This is a genomic window from Coleofasciculus sp. B1-GNL1-01, assembly GCF_040220235.1.
Taxonomy (GTDB): domain Bacteria; phylum Cyanobacteriota; class Cyanobacteriia; order Cyanobacteriales; family Coleofasciculaceae; genus Coleofasciculus.
Window position 1 is genome coordinate 1 of sequence record NZ_JAVJTO010000168.1, and the last position, 18,426, is coordinate 18,426.

At 45.7% G+C, this 18,426-nt stretch carries 14 protein-coding genes; all 14 read left to right on the top strand.

The features are described from left to right. Window positions 1-683: 683 nt before the first annotated feature. The 14 genes from RID53_RS35560 (at window position 684) to RID53_RS35625 (ending at window position 18,228) form a co-directional block, all read left to right on the top strand. On the top strand, window positions 684-1,664 hold the full coding sequence (locus RID53_RS35560) for a cysteine peptidase family C39 domain-containing protein (RefSeq protein WP_446392579.1): 981 nt from the start codon (window positions 684-686) through the stop codon (window positions 1,662-1,664). A 466-nt stretch (window positions 1,665-2,130) separates the two neighbouring features. Further along, entirely contained in the window at window positions 2,131-2,871 is a 741-nt protein-coding gene (locus RID53_RS35565; protein ID WP_446392580.1) for an FHA domain-containing protein, read from the top strand. Window positions 2,872-3,156: 285 nt separating this feature from the next. Beyond that, window positions 3,157-4,122, top strand: a complete 966-nt coding sequence (locus RID53_RS35570) for a multicopper oxidase domain-containing protein (protein ID WP_446392581.1) — start codon at window positions 3,157-3,159, stop codon at window positions 4,120-4,122. 99 nt (window positions 4,123-4,221) lie between these two features. Continuing rightward, a complete protein-coding gene (locus RID53_RS35575) occupies window positions 4,222-5,037 on the top strand; it encodes a hypothetical protein (protein ID WP_446392582.1) in 816 nt (271 codons plus the stop codon). Window positions 5,038-5,229: 192 nt separating this feature from the next. Next, window positions 5,230-5,727, top strand: coding sequence for a transcriptional repressor (locus RID53_RS35580; RefSeq protein ID WP_446392583.1), 498 nt, complete (start codon window positions 5,230-5,232; stop codon window positions 5,725-5,727). A gap of 93 nt (window positions 5,728-5,820) precedes the next feature. Continuing rightward, window positions 5,821-7,545: an iron uptake porin gene (locus RID53_RS35585; RefSeq protein WP_446392584.1), complete on the top strand. Its 1,725-nt coding sequence runs from the start codon at window positions 5,821-5,823 to the stop codon at window positions 7,543-7,545. Between the two features lie 549 nt (window positions 7,546-8,094). Beyond that, complete coding sequence (locus RID53_RS35590; RefSeq protein ID WP_446392585.1) at window positions 8,095-9,984, top strand: S8 family peptidase; 1,890 nt, start codon at window positions 8,095-8,097, stop codon at window positions 9,982-9,984. A gap of 130 nt (window positions 9,985-10,114) precedes the next feature. Then, window positions 10,115-10,888, top strand: a complete 774-nt coding sequence (locus tag RID53_RS35595; RefSeq protein WP_446392586.1) for a hypothetical protein — start codon at window positions 10,115-10,117, stop codon at window positions 10,886-10,888. A gap of 1,067 nt (window positions 10,889-11,955) precedes the next feature. Beyond that, on the top strand, window positions 11,956-14,241 hold the full coding sequence (pflB, locus tag RID53_RS35600; protein ID WP_446392587.1) for a formate C-acetyltransferase: 2,286 nt from the start codon (window positions 11,956-11,958) through the stop codon (window positions 14,239-14,241). Between the two features lie 361 nt (window positions 14,242-14,602). Then, window positions 14,603-15,376 (top strand): pyruvate formate-lyase-activating protein, encoded by a 774-nt coding sequence (pflA, locus tag RID53_RS35605; RefSeq protein WP_446392588.1) that lies wholly within the window; start codon window positions 14,603-14,605, stop codon window positions 15,374-15,376. Between the two features lie 16 nt (window positions 15,377-15,392). After that, window positions 15,393-15,650, top strand: a complete 258-nt coding sequence (locus RID53_RS35610; protein WP_006106178.1) for a (2Fe-2S) ferredoxin domain-containing protein — start codon at window positions 15,393-15,395, stop codon at window positions 15,648-15,650. Between the two features lie 102 nt (window positions 15,651-15,752). After that, a complete protein-coding gene (locus RID53_RS35615) occupies window positions 15,753-16,259 on the top strand; it encodes a PAS domain-containing protein (protein ID WP_446392589.1) in 507 nt (168 codons plus the stop codon). 105 nt (window positions 16,260-16,364) lie between these two features. After that, entirely contained in the window at window positions 16,365-17,531 is a 1,167-nt protein-coding gene (locus RID53_RS35620) for a SpoIIE family protein phosphatase (protein WP_446392590.1), read from the top strand. A gap of 85 nt (window positions 17,532-17,616) precedes the next feature. Next, on the top strand, window positions 17,617-18,228 hold the full coding sequence (locus tag RID53_RS35625; RefSeq protein ID WP_446392591.1) for a hydrogenase maturation protease: 612 nt from the start codon (window positions 17,617-17,619) through the stop codon (window positions 18,226-18,228). The last annotated feature ends 198 nt before the right edge of the window (window positions 18,229-18,426 follow it).

Below are 18,426 nucleotides of genomic sequence, written 5' to 3' on the forward strand. Positions count from 1 at the left end.
CCATTTTTCGACCCAACAAGTGCAAGGTTTTTATACTACCCCCCTCTTGTATCCTGAACTTTTCGCCGACAACAGCACCAAATTTTCCCTCGACAGAGGGGTGAAACCATTGCCCATTGCCCATTGCCCATTCCCTATTCCCTCTCCCCACCACAAGACTTATTCAGCAGCCCCTAATTAATCAGCATACCCCCGAACACAATGAAGGATTAATTGTAGGGGCGGGTTTAGCCATCCAATTCATATATTCACCGATAAATGAACAACAAAACCCGCCCTTATTCAGGTAGGGGCGGGTATGAGACACTGATATGGTTGTAGATGGGGAAAACGACAGGAAGCCCGACAGAATCTAGGGCTAAAGCCCTTACTACGAAACAAACCTGCATAAGCCCCACTCGACTAGAGATATATCACAGTAGACTCCACTCGCCACGGATTTACTACCCCATACAGCAGCTTTCTTTGGTGAGTGCGATCGCGCCCTATAGCTATCCTATTTCAGATGCCCCAAAAGCTGGGTATATCGCCTTCACGAGGTATAGCGGATTCCTATAGGGAACCCACTCAAATCTTGCATTATTATTGACCAATGGAACGGAGAGTGGGCAAGATGTCCCAAGGTTGAAACGCTTACACATTCTGGGATTCAAACTATCAAAGCTGCTGTTGTCGAAATAACGATGAACAGTCTATTCAAACTTCCGCTTAAACCACCCATCACATTGCCTCAACTTTTCCTCGCAGCTTATATTCTAGGGGTTTCCCTAACCCTTTGGGCAATGCGATCGCACTATCTCATCCTGTTTATTACCCTGTTTTGCCTGTTTCCTCTCAGTAGCGGTGCAATTGTGGGAAATCGTTTAGCCGCCCAAGTCACTCTCTCTAACAACCCAAAGAATTACCGCCGCAAGATTAATCGCATGTTTCTCGCGATCGCGACAATTACAACGTTGATTATTCTCGGCGTACAGTTCAAGGTTTACCGCCTTCTCCCCTTAATTGTTCGCTTATATCTCGGTGCTTATCATAAGCCCATTATCCTGGCGTTGGGATGCTTAACGTTAGGGCTAGTCGTATCAATTGAGTTGTCCGAACAACGTTCTCGCCGACAGTTACGTCTGCTGGTGGGAGTCGTTGTAGGAATGATGCTACCCTTGATGATTATTCTGTATTACACATTACCCATTACGGGGATGGCAAGTGAACCATTAGTCATTGAAGGAGTTGTTCTGCAAACCACGTCTCACACCTGCGCCCCAGCTAGTATCGCTACACTTGCCCGATTGGTAGGATTAGATCCCAATTTATCGGAACGGGATGTAGTTCAACTCACCCATACGACGCGAAAAGGAACTTACACGTTAGGTTCAATTCGGGCAATGGAAAAGCTAGGTTTAGCGCCGAACTATCAATGGGGTTTAACGATTGATGATTTAATTGCGGTGGATCAACCGGCTGTACTGACCGTCAAAGAACCTGTAGATGGCGTAATATTTAACCATGCCATCGCCCTATTATCGGTTGATGCCAAAGCGCAAACGGTAACCGTGGGGAATCCGCTTTACGGGCGTCAAATCCTAACATTTGATCAGATGAAAGGCTATTGGATAGGTCAAGCTATATTTGTTACCTATCCACCCCAGCTAAAACACACCTTTTAAGATGGCGATCTGTGAGTAGGTTGGGTTTCGACTTCGCTCAACCCAACAGAGTAAGCTGTTCGGCATTTAAACCTTAATGTCAATAATGGCGAAAGCCTTGTAGTGCGTTTAGCGAAGCCATGCCGCAGGCTTTGCATCTTGCTCGCTACTAATACCCAATTTAAATGCATGACAGCTTACTAGCTTATGTTGGGTCTCGTTCCTCGACCCAACCTACCTCTGGACAAGAATTGTAGTCGGTTTTAACCGACTTAAGCTATAAGCCAAGAACTTGAGTTCTTGGCGGCTGAGTTGGACTGGCATAATAAATTAGAATATCTTAACAATCGACTTGCGAATAAACCGATTCAATTTCCAATTGATCGAGCATAATAAGTATCAGACCTAACTGATTTTATTGGGAAATCCGGCAGCACGTTCCCATCGTCTTCTCCGTCTTTCAGGAACCTATCTCCACACAAACGTTATGAAAAATACACAAATACAACCGGGACAACAGGTAAAACTCTTCCACGTTCAAACCAACACCCCGCTGGAGTTACCGCCCAACCGTTCGGTGATTCACATTGGTAAGGCTGAGGGCAACATACAACCGGAGATTGATGTGTCCACTTTTCCCAATTCCTACATTGTATCTCGAAACCATGCCACTATTTCCCTTGAGGGAGACCACTATTTTATTGAAGACGTTGGCAGTTCCAATGGTACATACTTAAACGGTATGCGTCTCACCCCCGCCAATCGACACCTTCTCAATCCGGGCGACAAAATAGAATTAGGGAAAGATAGCTTAGTCACATTTATCTTTGAAGACGCCAGCAATCTTGCTGTGATCCCTAATTCGGAAAATCTTAGCGAACAGGAAACCTTTGTTACTAAGTTAACGGGTACAGGGTTAATTCTAGCCGGATTAGCATTTCTTAGTTCCAGTCTTTGGTTTTCACACTTCGCCCTTCCCTTTGTTATTGTAGAGATTCTGGGAGTGCTAACTGTAAATTATGGTGGAAGCAAACGTCATTTAGGTTGGGTTTTGATTGCGGCTGGCGTGGCAATCGCGATAATGACCCATCAGCTTTTTGTGCTAACAAAGGTTGTCGGATTAGTTGCTTTATCAATTTTAAGTTTATTCTGTGGTTATCAGTTTTTTGTCTTTGGCAAGGTTAAAACATTGAATCTATTAGCGCTAAAGCGACTGATCAAAACGTAAACCTTGTTGTGTGAAAAGCCTTCTCGCTACCTACACCAAATTTAAAGGAATGGCAGCTTAAAAAAAGCGACTTGGAATACTATTAAAACTATTCACCATAAAAAACAACTTGCTTTACTATTCCCTAGCTTTGATAGAGGAGAAGCTGAAGTGATTACTGTGGCATTAGAAAAAAGAATAGTACGATAAACACACTCCCTTGATTAAGTTGCTAGAAAAGAATTATTATCAATTAATGACTGTCACAAGCCATCACTAATGAAAAATCCACATCTAGGATCAAACATGAAACCATGGACTCGCCGCCAGATACTGAAGTGGGGATTAATCGGCGCTGGAGTGACGAGTGCCGCGATCGCAGGGCAAATCTGGAGACGACAATCTACCTCTAGAGTAAGCATTCCTGAGCTTCCAGAGACAACAACGGATCATTTTAACCCCATGTCCGTGTTACGAGACTTTGACTCTGGCACAATTAAGCAGGAAAATGGGCGCACAATTCGCGAATTTGAGATTGTTGCTAAAAATTCTACTCTCCAACTGAATAGTGCTGTTTCTTTCGTAAGCTGGAACTTTAACGATCGCGTTCCCGGACCAACCCTACGCGCCACCGAGGGCGATCGCATCCGGGTTATTTTCCACAATCAAGGCGGACATTCCCACAGTATGCACTTTCATGGCACTCACCCATCAGAAATGGATGGGGTAAAACCCATACGCCATGGTAAGCAAACCATTTACGAATTCGATGCTAAACCTTCTGGTGTCCACCTCTATCATTGTCACATTGCCCCTGTAACTCGCCATATCAGCAAAGGACTTTATGGCATGTTCATTGTTGATCCTCGTCAAAAACGCCCTCCCGCTGATGAGATGGTTCTGGTGATGGGCGGATATGACATCAACAACGATAATCAGAATGAACTCTACGCCTTCAATGGTATCCCTGACTACTATTTAGACCATCCCATCCCGATCTATCAAAACCAACTGGTGCGGCTGTATCTGCTAAATATGATTGAATTCGATGCGGCGGCGACGTTTCATATTCATGCCAACCTGTTCCAAGTTTATCCCACCGGGCGCACCCTCACCCCCACAATGGAAACGGATGTGATTACTATGGGGACGGCTGAACGGCATATCCTGGAATTTTCCTACCCCTACCCCGGTGAGTATATGTTCCATCCTCACCAAGATGCGATCGCGGAAAATGGCTGTATGGGTATGTTTGACGTGATCCCCCTGTGATCAATATTTATTTTTTTGTCAGTTATTGCAAAATACTATCAATAGATGTAGACTAAGAACCATTCACTCAAACCCAGTTATTGCTAAAAATTCCTAACAATGTCATCGGTTCGTTTTTTGTCGATCACGGGTGCAGCAGCAACTCTGATTGCCCTGGCTAGCTGTGGCAATCCGCAAACACCCAATCCCTCAACGCCAGAGGCTAACGGTTCACCAGCGACGACTAGCCAAACCACAGCGCCGCCATCAACCGCCGCAGATCAGCAGCAGGATGTTGACTACATGACCGCTTTAGGTTTAATGAAAGGGCATCTATTGGTGGCAAAGGAACTCCTTGACCAAGGAAAACCTGAACAAGCTGAACCGCATATTGGTCACCCAATTGAAGAACTCTATGCTGACGTAGAAAATCAGTTACCCGAACGCAATGTCAAAGACTTTAAACCAACGCTGAATACATTGCATGATTTTGTTAAATCTAAACCAAATGCGCCTGAGATAACCACAAACTATAAGGCGGTGATGCAAGAGATTGATCAGGCGATTGAAACGTTACCTGCTTCTCAACGTCAGTCTCCTGACTTTATCCTCAGTGTGATTAACCAAATACTCAGTACCGCCGAGGAAGAGTATAATGCCGCGATCGCGAATGGCAAAATTGTGGAGACGATTGAATACCAAGATGCACGGGGATTTATCCTCTATGCCAACACCCTGTATCAAAGTATTGCAGATCAGGTGAGTCAAGACTATCCTGATCAGGCTCAAACCCTAGAATCAAGCCTGAATGAACTCCAAAACGCCTTACCCAGTGCGACTCCTCCAGCAACGCCAGTTATGACACCAGAGGAGGTATCAACCCTAACTCAAACCATTCAACAAACCAGTCAAACCATCTCCTCATCCCCGTCTTAAGTCGAATGTCACGAACTTAAGACGGGTGGGTTGAGCGAAGCCGAAACCCACCCTACGGTCTATCAAGGGTTTGGACATAAATCTAACGATATTAAGTTAGGGAAATAGCTCTCCAGCCCTGACAAATGACAAATGACGTAGCTTGCTTCTCAAGGGAGCGAGTATGACGAAGGATGAATGACAAATTATTAAATGCGTGAAGTCTTAACGGCAAACTCACTCAAGTTCGCCCTCAACCGCAGAAATTTGCGAATGACTCCTCAAAGGGAGACGATTCTGCAAGTGTTTCAGGAACTTCCCCCAGGTGAGCATCTGAGTGTCGAAGAATTGCATGATTGGTTAGAGGAGCAAGGAAAAAATGTCAGCCTGTCCACTGTATACAGAACCGTTAAGTTAATGGTTCGCATCGGTGTGCTGCGAGAACTGGAACTGGCAGAAGGACATAAGCATTATGAGTTAAATTATTCGGGTTTAAAACACCATCATCATCTTGTCTGTCTTCAGTGTCATCAGACGATTGAGTTCAAAGATCCATCAATTTTAACGATTAGCCAACAACAAGCGAGGGATGAAAACGTGGAACTGCTTGACTGCCAGCTAACCCTGCATGCAGTTTGCTTAGAGGCAGTACGGCAAGGGTGGCCCCTTTTATTGCCCAGAAACTGGTCATGTCCCCGGTACGGGGATTGACGGAATATAACTTCCTTTCGATAATGACAATCATTCTTTTGATGCAGTCCAGGGAAAATCAATCCCCAACTATGACGTTATAGGTGTGAGGACATGAAACAATCAAGTCTACTGTGGAACTATGGGATAGCTAGCCCGACAATTGTGGCAGCAATAGTCGGCGTGGGAGTGAGTGCGATCGCCACAGAAGTGGATTCGCTTCAAACCACAGCCCCCCTAGCGATTCCAGCCAACCTAGACAACGAAACATCTGATCCCATCAGCCAAATCGCCCAAATTCCTGATAGTAGCGGCGATTCCAGCGATGAGATCTGGGAACAAATTAACTACTACAGCAACGAGACGAACGCTTTAGATCAAGTGACTAATGTCTCTCAGTTACGGGATGTATCGCCAGGAGACTGGGCGTATGAAGCCTTGCGATCGCTGGTTGAACGCTATGGTTGTATTGCGGGATATCCCGATGGCACCTACCGGGGGAACCGTGCTATGACTCGTTATGAATTTGCCGCCGGGTTAAATGCCTGTTTGCAGCAGATCGAACGCTTAATTGCAGGGACTGACGGTGTTGGCGAAGGTGACTTAGAAACCTTGCAACGGTTAATCCAAGAATTTGAAGCCGAACTAGCCACCCTCGGAGCGCGGGTAGATAATTTAGAGGGACGAGTCGCCTTCTTAGAGGATAATCAGTTTTCCACAACCACCAAACTATCCGGTGAAGTCATCTTTGGTTTGACGGGTGTGGCTGCGGGAGAGGATGCCAATGGAGATGATATCGATAATGTAACCATTTTTGGTCATCGCACCCGCCTGGAATTAAATACCAGTTTCACCGGAGAAGATGTACTCAGAACCCGACTACAAGCTGAAGGTTTAGGTTCTCTAACTCAACAGACAATTACACCTGAAGGCGATCTTTTCTTTGCTGGTGCAACGGATAGTGATGTTGTCGTTGATGCGTTACTCTATGATTTCCCCGTGGGTGAAAATACCCGTGTTGTCCTTGATGCTAATGCGGGTGCATCCGATGACTTTGCCAGCACGGTTAATCCTTTCCTGGATGGTGATGGGGGTAGTGGGGCGTTGTCTCGCTTTGGCACACGGCATTCCATCTATTATTATCTGGATGGTGCAGGTATCGGGATTAATCACGCATTCGGTGACACGCTAGAACTCAGTGCTGGCTATTTAGCAAGTGAGGCGGCTGATCCCGGAGACGATACTGGCATATTCAATGGTCCTTATGGGGCGCTTGCCCAGATTTTGTTTAAGCCCAGCGATAAACTGAATATTGGATTAACCTATATCCATGCCTACAATCGAGACACCGATACTGGAAGTCAGCTGAGCAATTTTCGCAGCTTTACTGAAGACTTGATCGGTAATGCTGTCCCCACGTCTAGCAATTCTTATGGTGTAGAAGTATCATGGCGGTTAAGCGATCGCTTTGCCCTTGGCGGTTGGGTGGGCTACACCCAAACCACAACCCTTTCGACGCTGGGGGGACAAATTGATCGCGGTGACTTGGATATTTGGAATTGGGCAGTTAGTTTAGCTTTCCCCGATTTAGGCAAAGAGGGAAGTGTCGCTGGAATTTTGGTGGGGATGGAACCGAAAGTGACAGATTCTAGCGTTAATATTGGCGGGATCGATATAGAAGATGAGGATACGTCTCTCCACATTGAGGCGTTCTATCAGTATCAGCTAACCGATAACATTGCCATTACACCGGGAATCATCTGGCTCACGGCACCTGATCACGATAATGATAATGAGGACATTGTAATCGGGGCTATCCGCACCACCTTTAGCTTTTAACCTACATCTTGCACCATTTAAGGTTAAGCCAAATTGTATTGGCGTGACCCTAATACCAAATCCGGGTTAGCTACCCCCGTTATAACAAAGTCCGCTTGTGCGGACTTTGTTTGTGTAGCAGCGATTTCAATCGCCTCCTCTTGCTCCTCAGACGCGCCATGGCGCGTCTCTACATCCATCCCACGCCTTTATAAAGCCTATGTAAAGATAACCGCTTGACTCAATCGATCTAAATTCATAAGTTTATCTTATAGAAAATGGCTGAAGCCGGAATCAATATTAAAATGCTTGCCTCTTACTAAGAGGTATCGTAACAATCAGTAACGTTTGATCTGGAATTTTTTAATAACTAACACATTATAACACTTGAATGAGGAAACTACCATCATATACCTCCTTTTCATTTACAGAATCTTTATATAAATAAGTGTTTCTATTGATTTAAAAAATTAAATCTTTGATAAAGATAAAGATATGTTTCACATATTTAATTTAAATAGATTTATTATAGAGATAGATAAATCATGATTCCTTAGGCAGGTCGAAAAAATGAAACGTCTTGCTAAAACGGTTGCATCAGTTACCCTTCTGACAACAGCGACGATTACCTATTTACCCAATAGAGCAGAGGCAATTACATTCACAAATGGAGAAAACTATACTGGAACGAGCGCCCTAAAACAAGGTTCCCTGAGTAAATTGATGTTTGATTTGGCGCCCATGGCGGTTAATGGAGCCAATTATTCTGGGCAGAATACATCATTTTCATTACAGACCTACAAGAACAATGTGGTCATTGATGCTGTTGCCGCAAATAATGTAAATTCGCTCTTATCTGACTTACAAGGATTGGGATTGCAAAATGCTTCAACCTTTGGCTCTTTTGTATCAGGAATGCTGCCGATTGAGGCTTTGGCATCGGCGGCACAGTTAGAGAGCTTAAAATTCGCGAAACCAGCCTATAAACCCATCACCAATGTTGGCAGAACAACCAGTCAGGCTAATGCCGCTTTACGTGCAGATATAGCGCGTGAGCAGTTTGGTGTGGATGGAACCGGGGTTACAATTGGAGTTTTATCGGATAGCTTTAATTTTTCTGGTACAGCCGCCGAGGAGGTGGCGAGTGGGGATTTGCCATCGGGTATCAACGTGCTGAAAGATTTACCCAATGATGGGAGTTTAGGTGACGATATCTTTGGTATCGATGAAGGTCGTGCCATGATGCAACTGATTCATGATGTGGCTCCGGGTGCGGATTTGGCGTTTCACACGGCGGCGTTTAATGAAACCGATTTTGCCCAAGGGATTCTGGCACTCGCCGATGCAGGTGCGGACATTATTGTCGATGACATTTTTTACCCCACTGAACCAATGTTCCAGGATGGAGTCATTGCTCAAGCGATTGATACTGTCGTTGATCAGGGTGTTTCCTATTTCTCGGCGGCGGGTAACGATGCTCGACAGTCTTACGAAAGTGCGTTTAATGGCAGTAATCTGTTTGAACCGTTAGTCGGCGGTGAATTTCATGATTTTGATTCAGGTGCAGGCGTTGATATTTTCCAAAGTTTGACGATTCCTGAGAATAGCGGATTTGGCATCTCGTTTCAGTGGGATTCCCCGTTCTTTTCGGTAAGTGGTGGTGCGGGTTCTCTTAATGATCTGGATATTTTCCTGTTTGATCAGTCAGGAACGAATATATTGGCGAGCAGTGTTAATCAAAATGTGGGGAATGATGCGGTTGAATTTTTCTCGTTCTTCAATGATGGCTCATTAGGAACCGATACGTTTAACTTAGCGATATCAAAGGTTGAGGGTTTAGATCCTGGATTGATGAAGTACATCTTGTTTGGCGAGGGTACGTTGAACGAGTATGATACTGCCAGTGGAACGGTGTTCGGACATCCTAATGCTAGGGGAGCAGAAGCTGTTGGCGCGGCGTTTTATCAAGACACACCCGAATTTGGTGTTGATCCAGCTTTATTGGAGCCATTTTCCTCAGCAGGACCCACACCAATTCTGTTTGATACGGCGGGTAATCGCTTGGCAAATCCGGAGATTCGCTTGAAGCCAGAGATTATTGCGGCTGATGGAACGAATACAACTTTTTTCCCACCTCCTTTCTTAGATCCTAGAGATCCTGAAGGTGATGGGTTTCCCAACTTCTTTGGTACGTCGGCGGCGGCTCCCCATGCGGCGGCTGTGGCGGCTTTAATGTTGGATGCTGCGCCGGATATGAGTCCAAGTGAAATTTATCGTATATTGGAAACGACTGCTCTGGATATGGAGAGTCCTGGTTTTGACTTTGATAGTGGTTTCGGGTTAATTCAAGCCGATCGCGCTGTAGCGGCTACTGTTCCGGAACCGGGTTCGGTGTTAGGGTTGTTGGTATTCGGTGCTGTGGGGATAGGTGTTCGATTATTAGGGAAGAAGCCTGATTGATACTCCCATCGCTGAAAGCGAGGTTTTCTCTGGACTGTGCAAGATTTAAAACGAATGGCATTGGCTTAAAGCTGGTGGGCAATGCCCACCCTACGGTATATCAAGGGTTACGGCGATTTCACAATGCTTAATGAGCGTGCCATTGGAGTTAAAACGGGTTGAATTAATCATGCGCCAACTGAAAATCCCTCTGATCATGTTTGTTTGTTGTCTACTCGTCAGTTGCGAGAACAACCCTCCAAACCCGACAGATACCTCTTCTGTGTCTTCTCCAGATGCACCATCGGCGCAGCCATCATCCCCTGACACCTCACCTGGCGAAAGTCCTACGATTGATCCGTCTAAATCAACTCAATCGGCTCAAACCCAACGGATATCTGCAAAGGGGATTGGAGTGGCGCAAGTGGGGATGACGCTGGGTGAACTGAAAGAATTGCTGGCTGATCAAGCTGAGTTTCAGGTGACGTCACCATTCATGGTCGATTTTGATGCGATCGCGATCGTTCAAGAGGGTAAACCCCAATACTACATCTTGTATCCGGCGGGAATACCGATGAGTGATGACGATATCATCGAGGCGCTAGTGACAGACAATCCCAATTATCAAACGGCTGAGGGTGTTAGACCCGGAACCCCCCTCAAGCAAGCAGAAGAGGTTTACGGAGAGGCAACTCTGACCTATCACACTGTTAACGAGTCACGGGAATACGTCAAGTTTGCTCAACACCCGTCTCCTGACATGACATTTCGGCTTGGTGCAGCGAATGATGATAGCTTGGCTGGGGTCTATCCCTCACCACAAAAGGAATTTAACCAGACGAAGGAGTATAAGGATACGGCGACGATTCGTTTTGTCGAAGTGTATTGCTCAAAGGATTGTCCCGTGCAACCTCTGCCCAATTGACAGATACAGCAGTTTGCTCTGCTATGCGGTACATTGTCGATCCCCCTTCCGTCCCCCTTCAAAAGGCAGGGCTAATTCCGCAGTGATGAGAGAAAATTAGGGCGACCAGGATAAGCGCGTACACTAAATCTTGCAACCATGTTTAATCGAAAACCTTAGAACCTTTGTGGTAACAAGCTCCTAGGTGAGTGCTAGTGGAAAGAGCGATCGCGTCTTTGAGCTAAACCCTAGAACCTTTGTGGCAACAAGCTCCTCAGCCAGTGCTAGTGGAAAGAGCGATCGCGTAAAGTAACTATAGCAATCCTAAATAGGACGCAACCAGTGAAGAGCTTGAAACCTAGGTATAGCAAGGGTTTCAGTTTTGAAAATTGCCACAACCTAAATAGGATTGCTATATGTGTTCTAATGGTGTTCTTCTAGCCCAGAGTCGTCTTGCCGTCTGAATAGTCCTGGTCGCCCTAATTTTCTCTCATCACTGCGGAATTAGCCCTGCTTCAAAAGGGGGAAACCAGAGGATGCTTCGCTTTTATTGCACGGGGATTTAGGGGGATCGACAATGTACCGCATAGCAGAGCAAACTGCTGTAAGCCACATTACCCACGATAGGATACTGGGTGTGGGGTGTGGGGTATGGGGTGTGGGGGGATTCTTTTTGAAATATCCTTCTATTTTAACACCAAACTGATTGGAATGGGTAGGTATTATCCCCACATCTTCTCGAAAAATCACCCAACCTTGACATAAAAAATATTTGTAAAGCAGTAGATTGACTTCTCCAAAATTTGCTGATTTAATATCGATGGAGTTACGATAGAGATAGACAGTTAGAGAGAGCGGTAAACGTCCAGGCTAAATAGACCGCAAGGAATAGATTTAGTTAGGATAAACCTTACTGTTCTTCCTATAGACCCATGACTAGAGTCAAGAGCCTGAGGTACAAATAAAACGCTACGAGTTTTTAGTAGAATCACAATCACCTTAGACTGTTGACCAAAATTTCTAAAAGAATGGTCAGGGCTACGTCTAACGTTCAAAAGTTTGCACAAAAAAAGAGGTAAATAATGCCTATGGTTGGGACAGTTGCCCCTAACACATCTACGCAAAAACATGAAACAGCTAGTGTTTTATGCGAACAATGGCAGGATTTTAATCCCGGTAAATGGACGAATGAAATTAATGTCCGGGATTTCATCCAAAAGAATTACACCCCCTATACACAAGACGATTCTTTCCTTGCCGGAGCAACGGAACGGACGAAAACACTCTGGCAAAACGTCTGCGATTTGATGCAGCAAGAGCGGGAAAAGGGTATTTTAGATGTCGATACCAAAGTCCCCACCAGTATCACCGCCCATGCACCGGGTTATATTGATCAAAACCTGGAACAAATTGTCGGTGTCCAAACCGATAAACCGTTAAAACGGGCAATTATGCCCTTGGGTGGTATCCGAGTTGTTAAGAAATCCCTCGAAGCTTACGGCTATCAGCTTGATCCCCAAACAGAAGAGATTTTCACCAACTATCGCAAAACCCATAATGATGGCGTGTTTGATGCCTATACGCGGGAAATGCGGAAAGCGCGACATTCTGGGATTATTACGGGGTTACCGGATGCCTATGGTCGAGGTCGAATTATTGGTGACTATCGCCGGGTAGCATTATATGGAATCACCCGTTTAATTGCTGATAAAAAACAGCAGCAAGATTCTCTGGAATTCGATGCGATTGATGAGTCGGTTATTCAGCAACGGGAAGAAATTTCTGAACAAATCCGGGCGCTAAATGAACTTCAGGAAATGGCAGCTAGCTATGGCTGTGATCTTAGCCGTCCGGCGGCAACTGCCCAAGAAGCGGTACAGTGGACGTACTTTGGCTATTTGGGTGCGGTGAAGGAACAAAATGGCGCGGCGATGTCCTTGGGACGGGTGTCTACGTTCCTGGATATTTATGTGGAACGGGATTTAAATAACGGCACGCTGAATGAATCCGAGGTGCAGGAATTAATTGACCATTTCGTGATGAAACTGCGGATGGTACGCTTCCTGCGGGCGCCAGCTTATAATGAACTGTTCTCTGGTGACCCAGTTTGGGTAACCGAAGCCATTGGCGGAATGGGTGAAGATGGTCGTCCGTTGGTGACGAAGACGAGTTTCCGGTTCTTGCATACCCTTTATAACTTGGGTCCTGCACCGGAACCAAATTTAACCGTCCTGTGGTCAGAACGGCTACCGATTAACTTTAAGCGGTTCTGCGCCAAGGTATCGGTAGAAACCAGTTCGATTCAGTACGAGAACGATGACCTGATGCGATCGCACTATGGTGATGATTATGGCATTGCCTGCTGTGTTTCGGGGATGCCGATTGGCAAACAGATGCAGTTCTTTGGCGCACGGGTTAACCTGGCAAAAGCCTTACTCTATGCGATTAATGGTGGTAAGGATGAAAAAGCGGGCGAACAAATCGGTCCAGAACTGGCAGCGATTACCTCAGAGTACCTCGATTATGACGAGGTGATGGGGAAATTCGACCAAATGATCGAGTGGTTGGCGAAACTCTACGTCAATACCTTGAATGTGATCCACTACATGCACGATAAATATTGTTATGAGCGTTTGGAAATGGCGCTGCATGACCGGGATGTTTATCGGACAATGGCATGTGGGATTGCTGGCTTGTCGGTGGTTGGCGATGCGTTATCGGCGATTAAATATGCCAAGGTGAAAGTTATTCGCAATGATCAAGGTCTCGCCGTAGACTATGAGGTGGAAGGCGATTATCCCAAGTTTGGCAATAATGATGATCAAGTGGATGAGATTACTGCCAACCTGGTGAAAGCGTTTATGGATAAAGTCCGCAAGAATAAGACCTATCGCGGCGCTGTTCCTACCCAGTCGATTCTGACGATTACCTCCAATGTAGTGTACGGGAAGAAGACCGGAAGTACCCCCGATGGGCGCAAAGCTGGGGAACCCTTTGCCCCTGGTGCGAACCCGATGCATGGTCGTGATAGCAATGGCGCGATCGCAGCGTTGGCTTCCGTGGCGAAACTACCTTATGAACACGCCCAAGATGGGATTTCTTATACGTTCTCCATTGTCCCCCAAGCGTTGGGTAAGACGGATGATGCTAAGGTGAACAACTTGGTGGGAATGCTGGATGGGTATTTCCATGATGAAGGTCATCACATCAACGTCAATGTCTTCAATCGCGATACCCTGCTGGATGCGATGGATCATCCGGAGAAATACCCGCAATTAACGATTCGGGTATCGGGTTATGCGGTGAACTTTATTAAGTTAACCCGCGAACAGCAACTGGATGTGATTAATCGCACATTCCACGAACGGATTTAGGCGGAGTTCCTTTTACCTGATTAGGTAGACAAGTCCGTTTTTCTGGGGGGCTAGCCCCCCAGACCCCCCAGTGGGGACGTTGCGACCCCCCCACACCCCCGCCGCAACGCTTCGCTATTGTTTGACCACACCTTAATCCATTCAATATTCATTCAGGGCAAGTTTAGTTACATCTAGGTTTCTGTAAACATTAGTCATAAAACACGCCCCTACAGACGAATACAGCGTTTTCAGACTCGATGTGATACACAATTTCCAAGAGTAGAAACGCACTGTCTCATCGTTACTGTACTACACCGTGTTAGAAAGTGCTGTAATGGCACGTCTGAAACAATCAAACCTCAAAAATCGAACTATGGTAATGCAATCATCAATTTCTCAATCCCCAATCGCCACTCCCAAAACCTCAGTAACTGGACGCATTCACTCCTTAGAAAGCTGCGGTACAGTGGATGGTCCAGGTATCCGCTTTGTTATTTTTACCCAAGGTTGTCCCCTGCGTTGTCTTTATTGTCACAATCCGGATAGCCGCTGTATCCGTGAAGGTCAGGAGGTTACCGTTGATGAACTGATGACCCAGATCCCAAAGTATCGTTCCTACATGCGCTTTTCTGGCGGCGGCGTTACCATAACAGGGGGTGAACCCTTGATGCAGCCGAAGTTTGTCCGCGAAATTTTCCGACGTTGCCAAGACCAAGGGATTCATACCGCCCTGGATACGTCGGGTTATGTGAATTTGGATGTGGCTAAACCTGTGCTGGATCATGTCGATTTGGTCTTGTTAGACATCAAATCCTTTGATCCCAAAATTTATTTTAAGATTACCAACGTTTCCCTAGAACCCACACTCGCATTTGCCCAGTATCTGAGTGAGATTCAAAAGCCAACCTGGATTCGCTTTGTCCTAGTTCCCAATTTATCCGATAACCTAGAGAGTATCGAGGGATTAGCCCAGTTTGTCTCTAGCTTGGGCAATGTGGAAAAAGTCGAAGTTCTGCCGTTTCACAAAATGGGAGAGTATAAATGGCAACAGCTAGGGTATGACTATCAGCTTAAAGACACACCCTCGCCAACGCCCCAACAGGTACAGCAGGTTATGGACATCTTTCAAAGACAGGGGCTGAACGTGCAGTAAGATTGAGGTGTAGACCATGGACGGGAAAGAAAATCTCTATTTATGTATGGGTTCAGCCTGTCATCAATTGGGTGTTTATGAAGTATTACCCAAAATTCAGCAGTTGATTAGCACCTACAATTTGGAGGATAAGGTTGAATTAAAGGGGTCTTTTTGTTTAGAGACCTGTAGCGCTGGTATTGTGATGAAGTTTAAGGATAAATTCTTTGTCAATATCAATGCGAATAATGTTGAGCAAAAGTTTAAACAAGAGATTCTGCCCTGTATTCAATGATGTCTAGGGAGAGGAGGTGATTTAGGGTGAGGAGAGGGAACAGGGAACAGGGAACAATACATTTCAGTTAGCTTTGGTATAGCAACTTGAAGAATAAATACTATGGCGAATAACGATAAGAGTTTGTGGGAATTATTGTGGCAGTATGACCCAAATGGTTTGATTGTCGTGGATAAAGATATGACGATTAAGTTGGTGAATCCTGCGTTTTGCAAAATGTTTAATGTGGAACAGGAGGCGGCTATTGGTCAGTCCGCCTCCAAAATTTTGACGGATGTCAGTGATTTTCAACGGGTCTGGGATCAGGATGAGGTGATTCAGGGGAAGGAAAAAGAGTACGCGAATCACCAACTTTATGTCAGAGAAGTTATTTTTCCGATTAAAGAGGAAAATATAATTGCAGCTATTTTGGTGAATATGAGTTATGAATTACAGCGTAAGCGAGAATTGATAAAAGTTAAGCGAGAAACGGTGGAAAAGGTTAATGAGGTGGTGGATAATCAAATGAAAGTTGTCCAAGAAATTGCCGGAATATTGGGAGAAACAACGGCAACGACGAAGGTGAGTCTATTGAAAATTATTCAAATGGTGGAACAGGAGATGGGGTAGAAGATAGGTTAGGAAGCTGGGGAAGCTGGGGAGCAATGTAGAGACGTGCCATGGCGCGTCTGGAAGCAGGGGGAGCAGTCGTTTAACTATATAATATAAAAGCTTATGAGTCGTGATCATTTTCTAGATATCTATGATTTAAGCTTAAATAAAAAGGGAGAGGAACTATGTGGCGATCAGGTTAAGTTTATCAAGACAAAGGATAAAACGACGATTGTTTTATCGGATGGGTTGGGAAGTGGTGTCAAGGCTAATATCCTGGCAACGCTGACGACGGAAATCTTGATCACCATGTTGAATGCCGATCTGCCTCTAACCGAGGTAATTGAAACGGTGATTGGTACATTGCCAATTTGTAGTGTCCGCAAAATTGCTTACGCCACCTTTACTATAATTCGTATTAATCATAAAACCAATAAATTTAAAGTTATAAACTTTGATAACCCACCCATTTTTCATTTTAGGAAAGGAAAACCTGTTCCCGTTGAAACCCGAACTGAGAAAATTCTGGAGAAAGACATTGTTATTTCAGAAGGGCATTTAGAACGGGGAGATTTCCTGGGGGCGATTAGTGATGGCGTCTTGTATGCGGGGCTGGGTGCGGTCTTAAATTTTGGCTGGGGCTGGGAAAATATTGCCAAATACATTGAAAGCTTATATATTCGGGATACCTACACTGCTCGTAATATTGTCCGTAAAGTGATTGGCGAAACGCACAACCTCTATCAAGGGAAAATTGGGGATGATGCCACGTTTGTGGGCGTCTGTGTGCGAAAGCGTAATGAGTTAATGATTTTTACCGGACCCCCTCTAGATCAACGTCACGACAAGGTTTATGTGGAACGCTTATTAAATTTTGAGGGTAGAAAAGTGATCTGTGGCGGCACCACGGGAAATATTGTGGGGAAATATCTGGGTGAAGAGGTGGAAATGGATATTGCCACGATGCGACCGGATTTGCCGCCGATTGGTAAGTTAAGCCAAATTGACCTGGTAACTGAAGGGATATTAACTATCTCCAAAAGCCTAGAAATCTTAAAAAAATGTAAATGTGATATCGATCGCCTACCGAGTGATCGCAATGGTGCAGCGATGCTGGCGAAGGAAATCTTGATGGCGGATTCGGTACTCTTCTTGGTGGGGCAGAAAATTAACGAATTTTACCAAAATCCGCTGTTACCCAAAAACATTTCCATCCGCCGAAATTTAGTAGAAGAGGTAGTGAAGTATTTGCAAAATCATAAGAAAGAAGTCCAGTTAGAATACTGCTAAGTTAGGTCAGTGGAGATCAAGGGAATGATGTTACGGTCTGTAAACATCCAGTCAAGCCTGACGAAGGACAAAGGACATAAGACCAATGACAAATGACCAATGGGTGGTGATTGGCTATGGGAATACACTGCGGCGGGATGACGGTGTGGGTCAAGTTGTGGCAATGGAGGTACAAGAGTGGGGATTTTTGGGAGTGCGATCGCTTCCCCTGCACCAACTGACTCCAGAATTGGCACAAACCTTAGCTACGGTGGAGGGGGCGATTTTTGTGGATGCTTATCCGGTATCTGGAGAGACAGCCACGGTGCAAGTCTTTCCCCTGCGATCGGAGGATGCTGATACAATCTCGGTCGGGCATCATTGTGATCCGCGATCGCTGTTAGCGTTAGCCCAAGTCCTTTATGATCATTCTCCCTCCGCTTGGCTGGTTACTATCCCCGCTGTTGACTTCGAGTTTGGCGAAACCCTCTCACCCATTGCCCAACAGGGAGTTACCGACGCCCTGATTCATATTCATCGCCTGTTGGCAATACAAGCGGAATCGCCAACTCAATTATCATCAGGTTGCACCGAGATGGGGGAGCAGAGGGAGCTGGGGGAGCAGAGGGAGCCGGGGGAGCCGGGGGAGCCGGGGGAGCCGGGGGAGCAGAGGGAGCTGGGGGAGTTAATAAAAGCGCCATGCCCTCGAACCAAGTGAAGGGTAGAACTTCAAACTATTATCTTCCCCACCTTCCTCATCTTCCTCATCTTCCTCACCTTCCCCATCTTCCCCATCTTCCTCACCTTCCCATCTTCCCCACCTTCCCCAACTGAGATGGCAGATTATCAGGGAGAACCCTAGGTTTTAGTCCTTGTGTGTTCAGTGTTAACCGTTCCGTTTCAATTTTTCCCCAGA

Coding starts and splice junctions, on each gene's coding strand:
- RID53_RS35560 (WP_446392579.1), top strand. CDS start 684: ATGAACAGTCTATTCAAACTTCCGCTTAAACCACCCATCACATTGCCT.
- RID53_RS35565 (WP_446392580.1), top strand. CDS start 2,131: ATGAAAAATACACAAATACAACCGGGACAACAGGTAAAACTCTTCCAC.
- RID53_RS35570 (WP_446392581.1), top strand. CDS start 3,157: ATGAAACCATGGACTCGCCGCCAGATACTGAAGTGGGGATTAATCGGC.
- RID53_RS35575 (WP_446392582.1), top strand. CDS start 4,222: ATGTCATCGGTTCGTTTTTTGTCGATCACGGGTGCAGCAGCAACTCTG.
- RID53_RS35580 (WP_446392583.1), top strand. CDS start 5,230: ATGCGTGAAGTCTTAACGGCAAACTCACTCAAGTTCGCCCTCAACCGC.
- RID53_RS35585 (WP_446392584.1), top strand. CDS start 5,821: ATGAAACAATCAAGTCTACTGTGGAACTATGGGATAGCTAGCCCGACA.
- RID53_RS35590 (WP_446392585.1), top strand. CDS start 8,095: ATGAAACGTCTTGCTAAAACGGTTGCATCAGTTACCCTTCTGACAACA.
- RID53_RS35595 (WP_446392586.1), top strand. CDS start 10,115: ATGAGCGTGCCATTGGAGTTAAAACGGGTTGAATTAATCATGCGCCAA.
- pflB (WP_446392587.1), top strand. CDS start 11,956: ATGGTTGGGACAGTTGCCCCTAACACATCTACGCAAAAACATGAAACA.
- pflA (WP_446392588.1), top strand. CDS start 14,603: ATGCAATCATCAATTTCTCAATCCCCAATCGCCACTCCCAAAACCTCA.
- RID53_RS35610 (WP_006106178.1), top strand. CDS start 15,393: ATGGACGGGAAAGAAAATCTCTATTTATGTATGGGTTCAGCCTGTCAT.
- RID53_RS35615 (WP_446392589.1), top strand. CDS start 15,753: ATGGCGAATAACGATAAGAGTTTGTGGGAATTATTGTGGCAGTATGAC.
- RID53_RS35620 (WP_446392590.1), top strand. CDS start 16,365: ATGAGTCGTGATCATTTTCTAGATATCTATGATTTAAGCTTAAATAAA.
- RID53_RS35625 (WP_446392591.1), top strand. CDS start 17,617: ATGACAAATGACCAATGGGTGGTGATTGGCTATGGGAATACACTGCGG.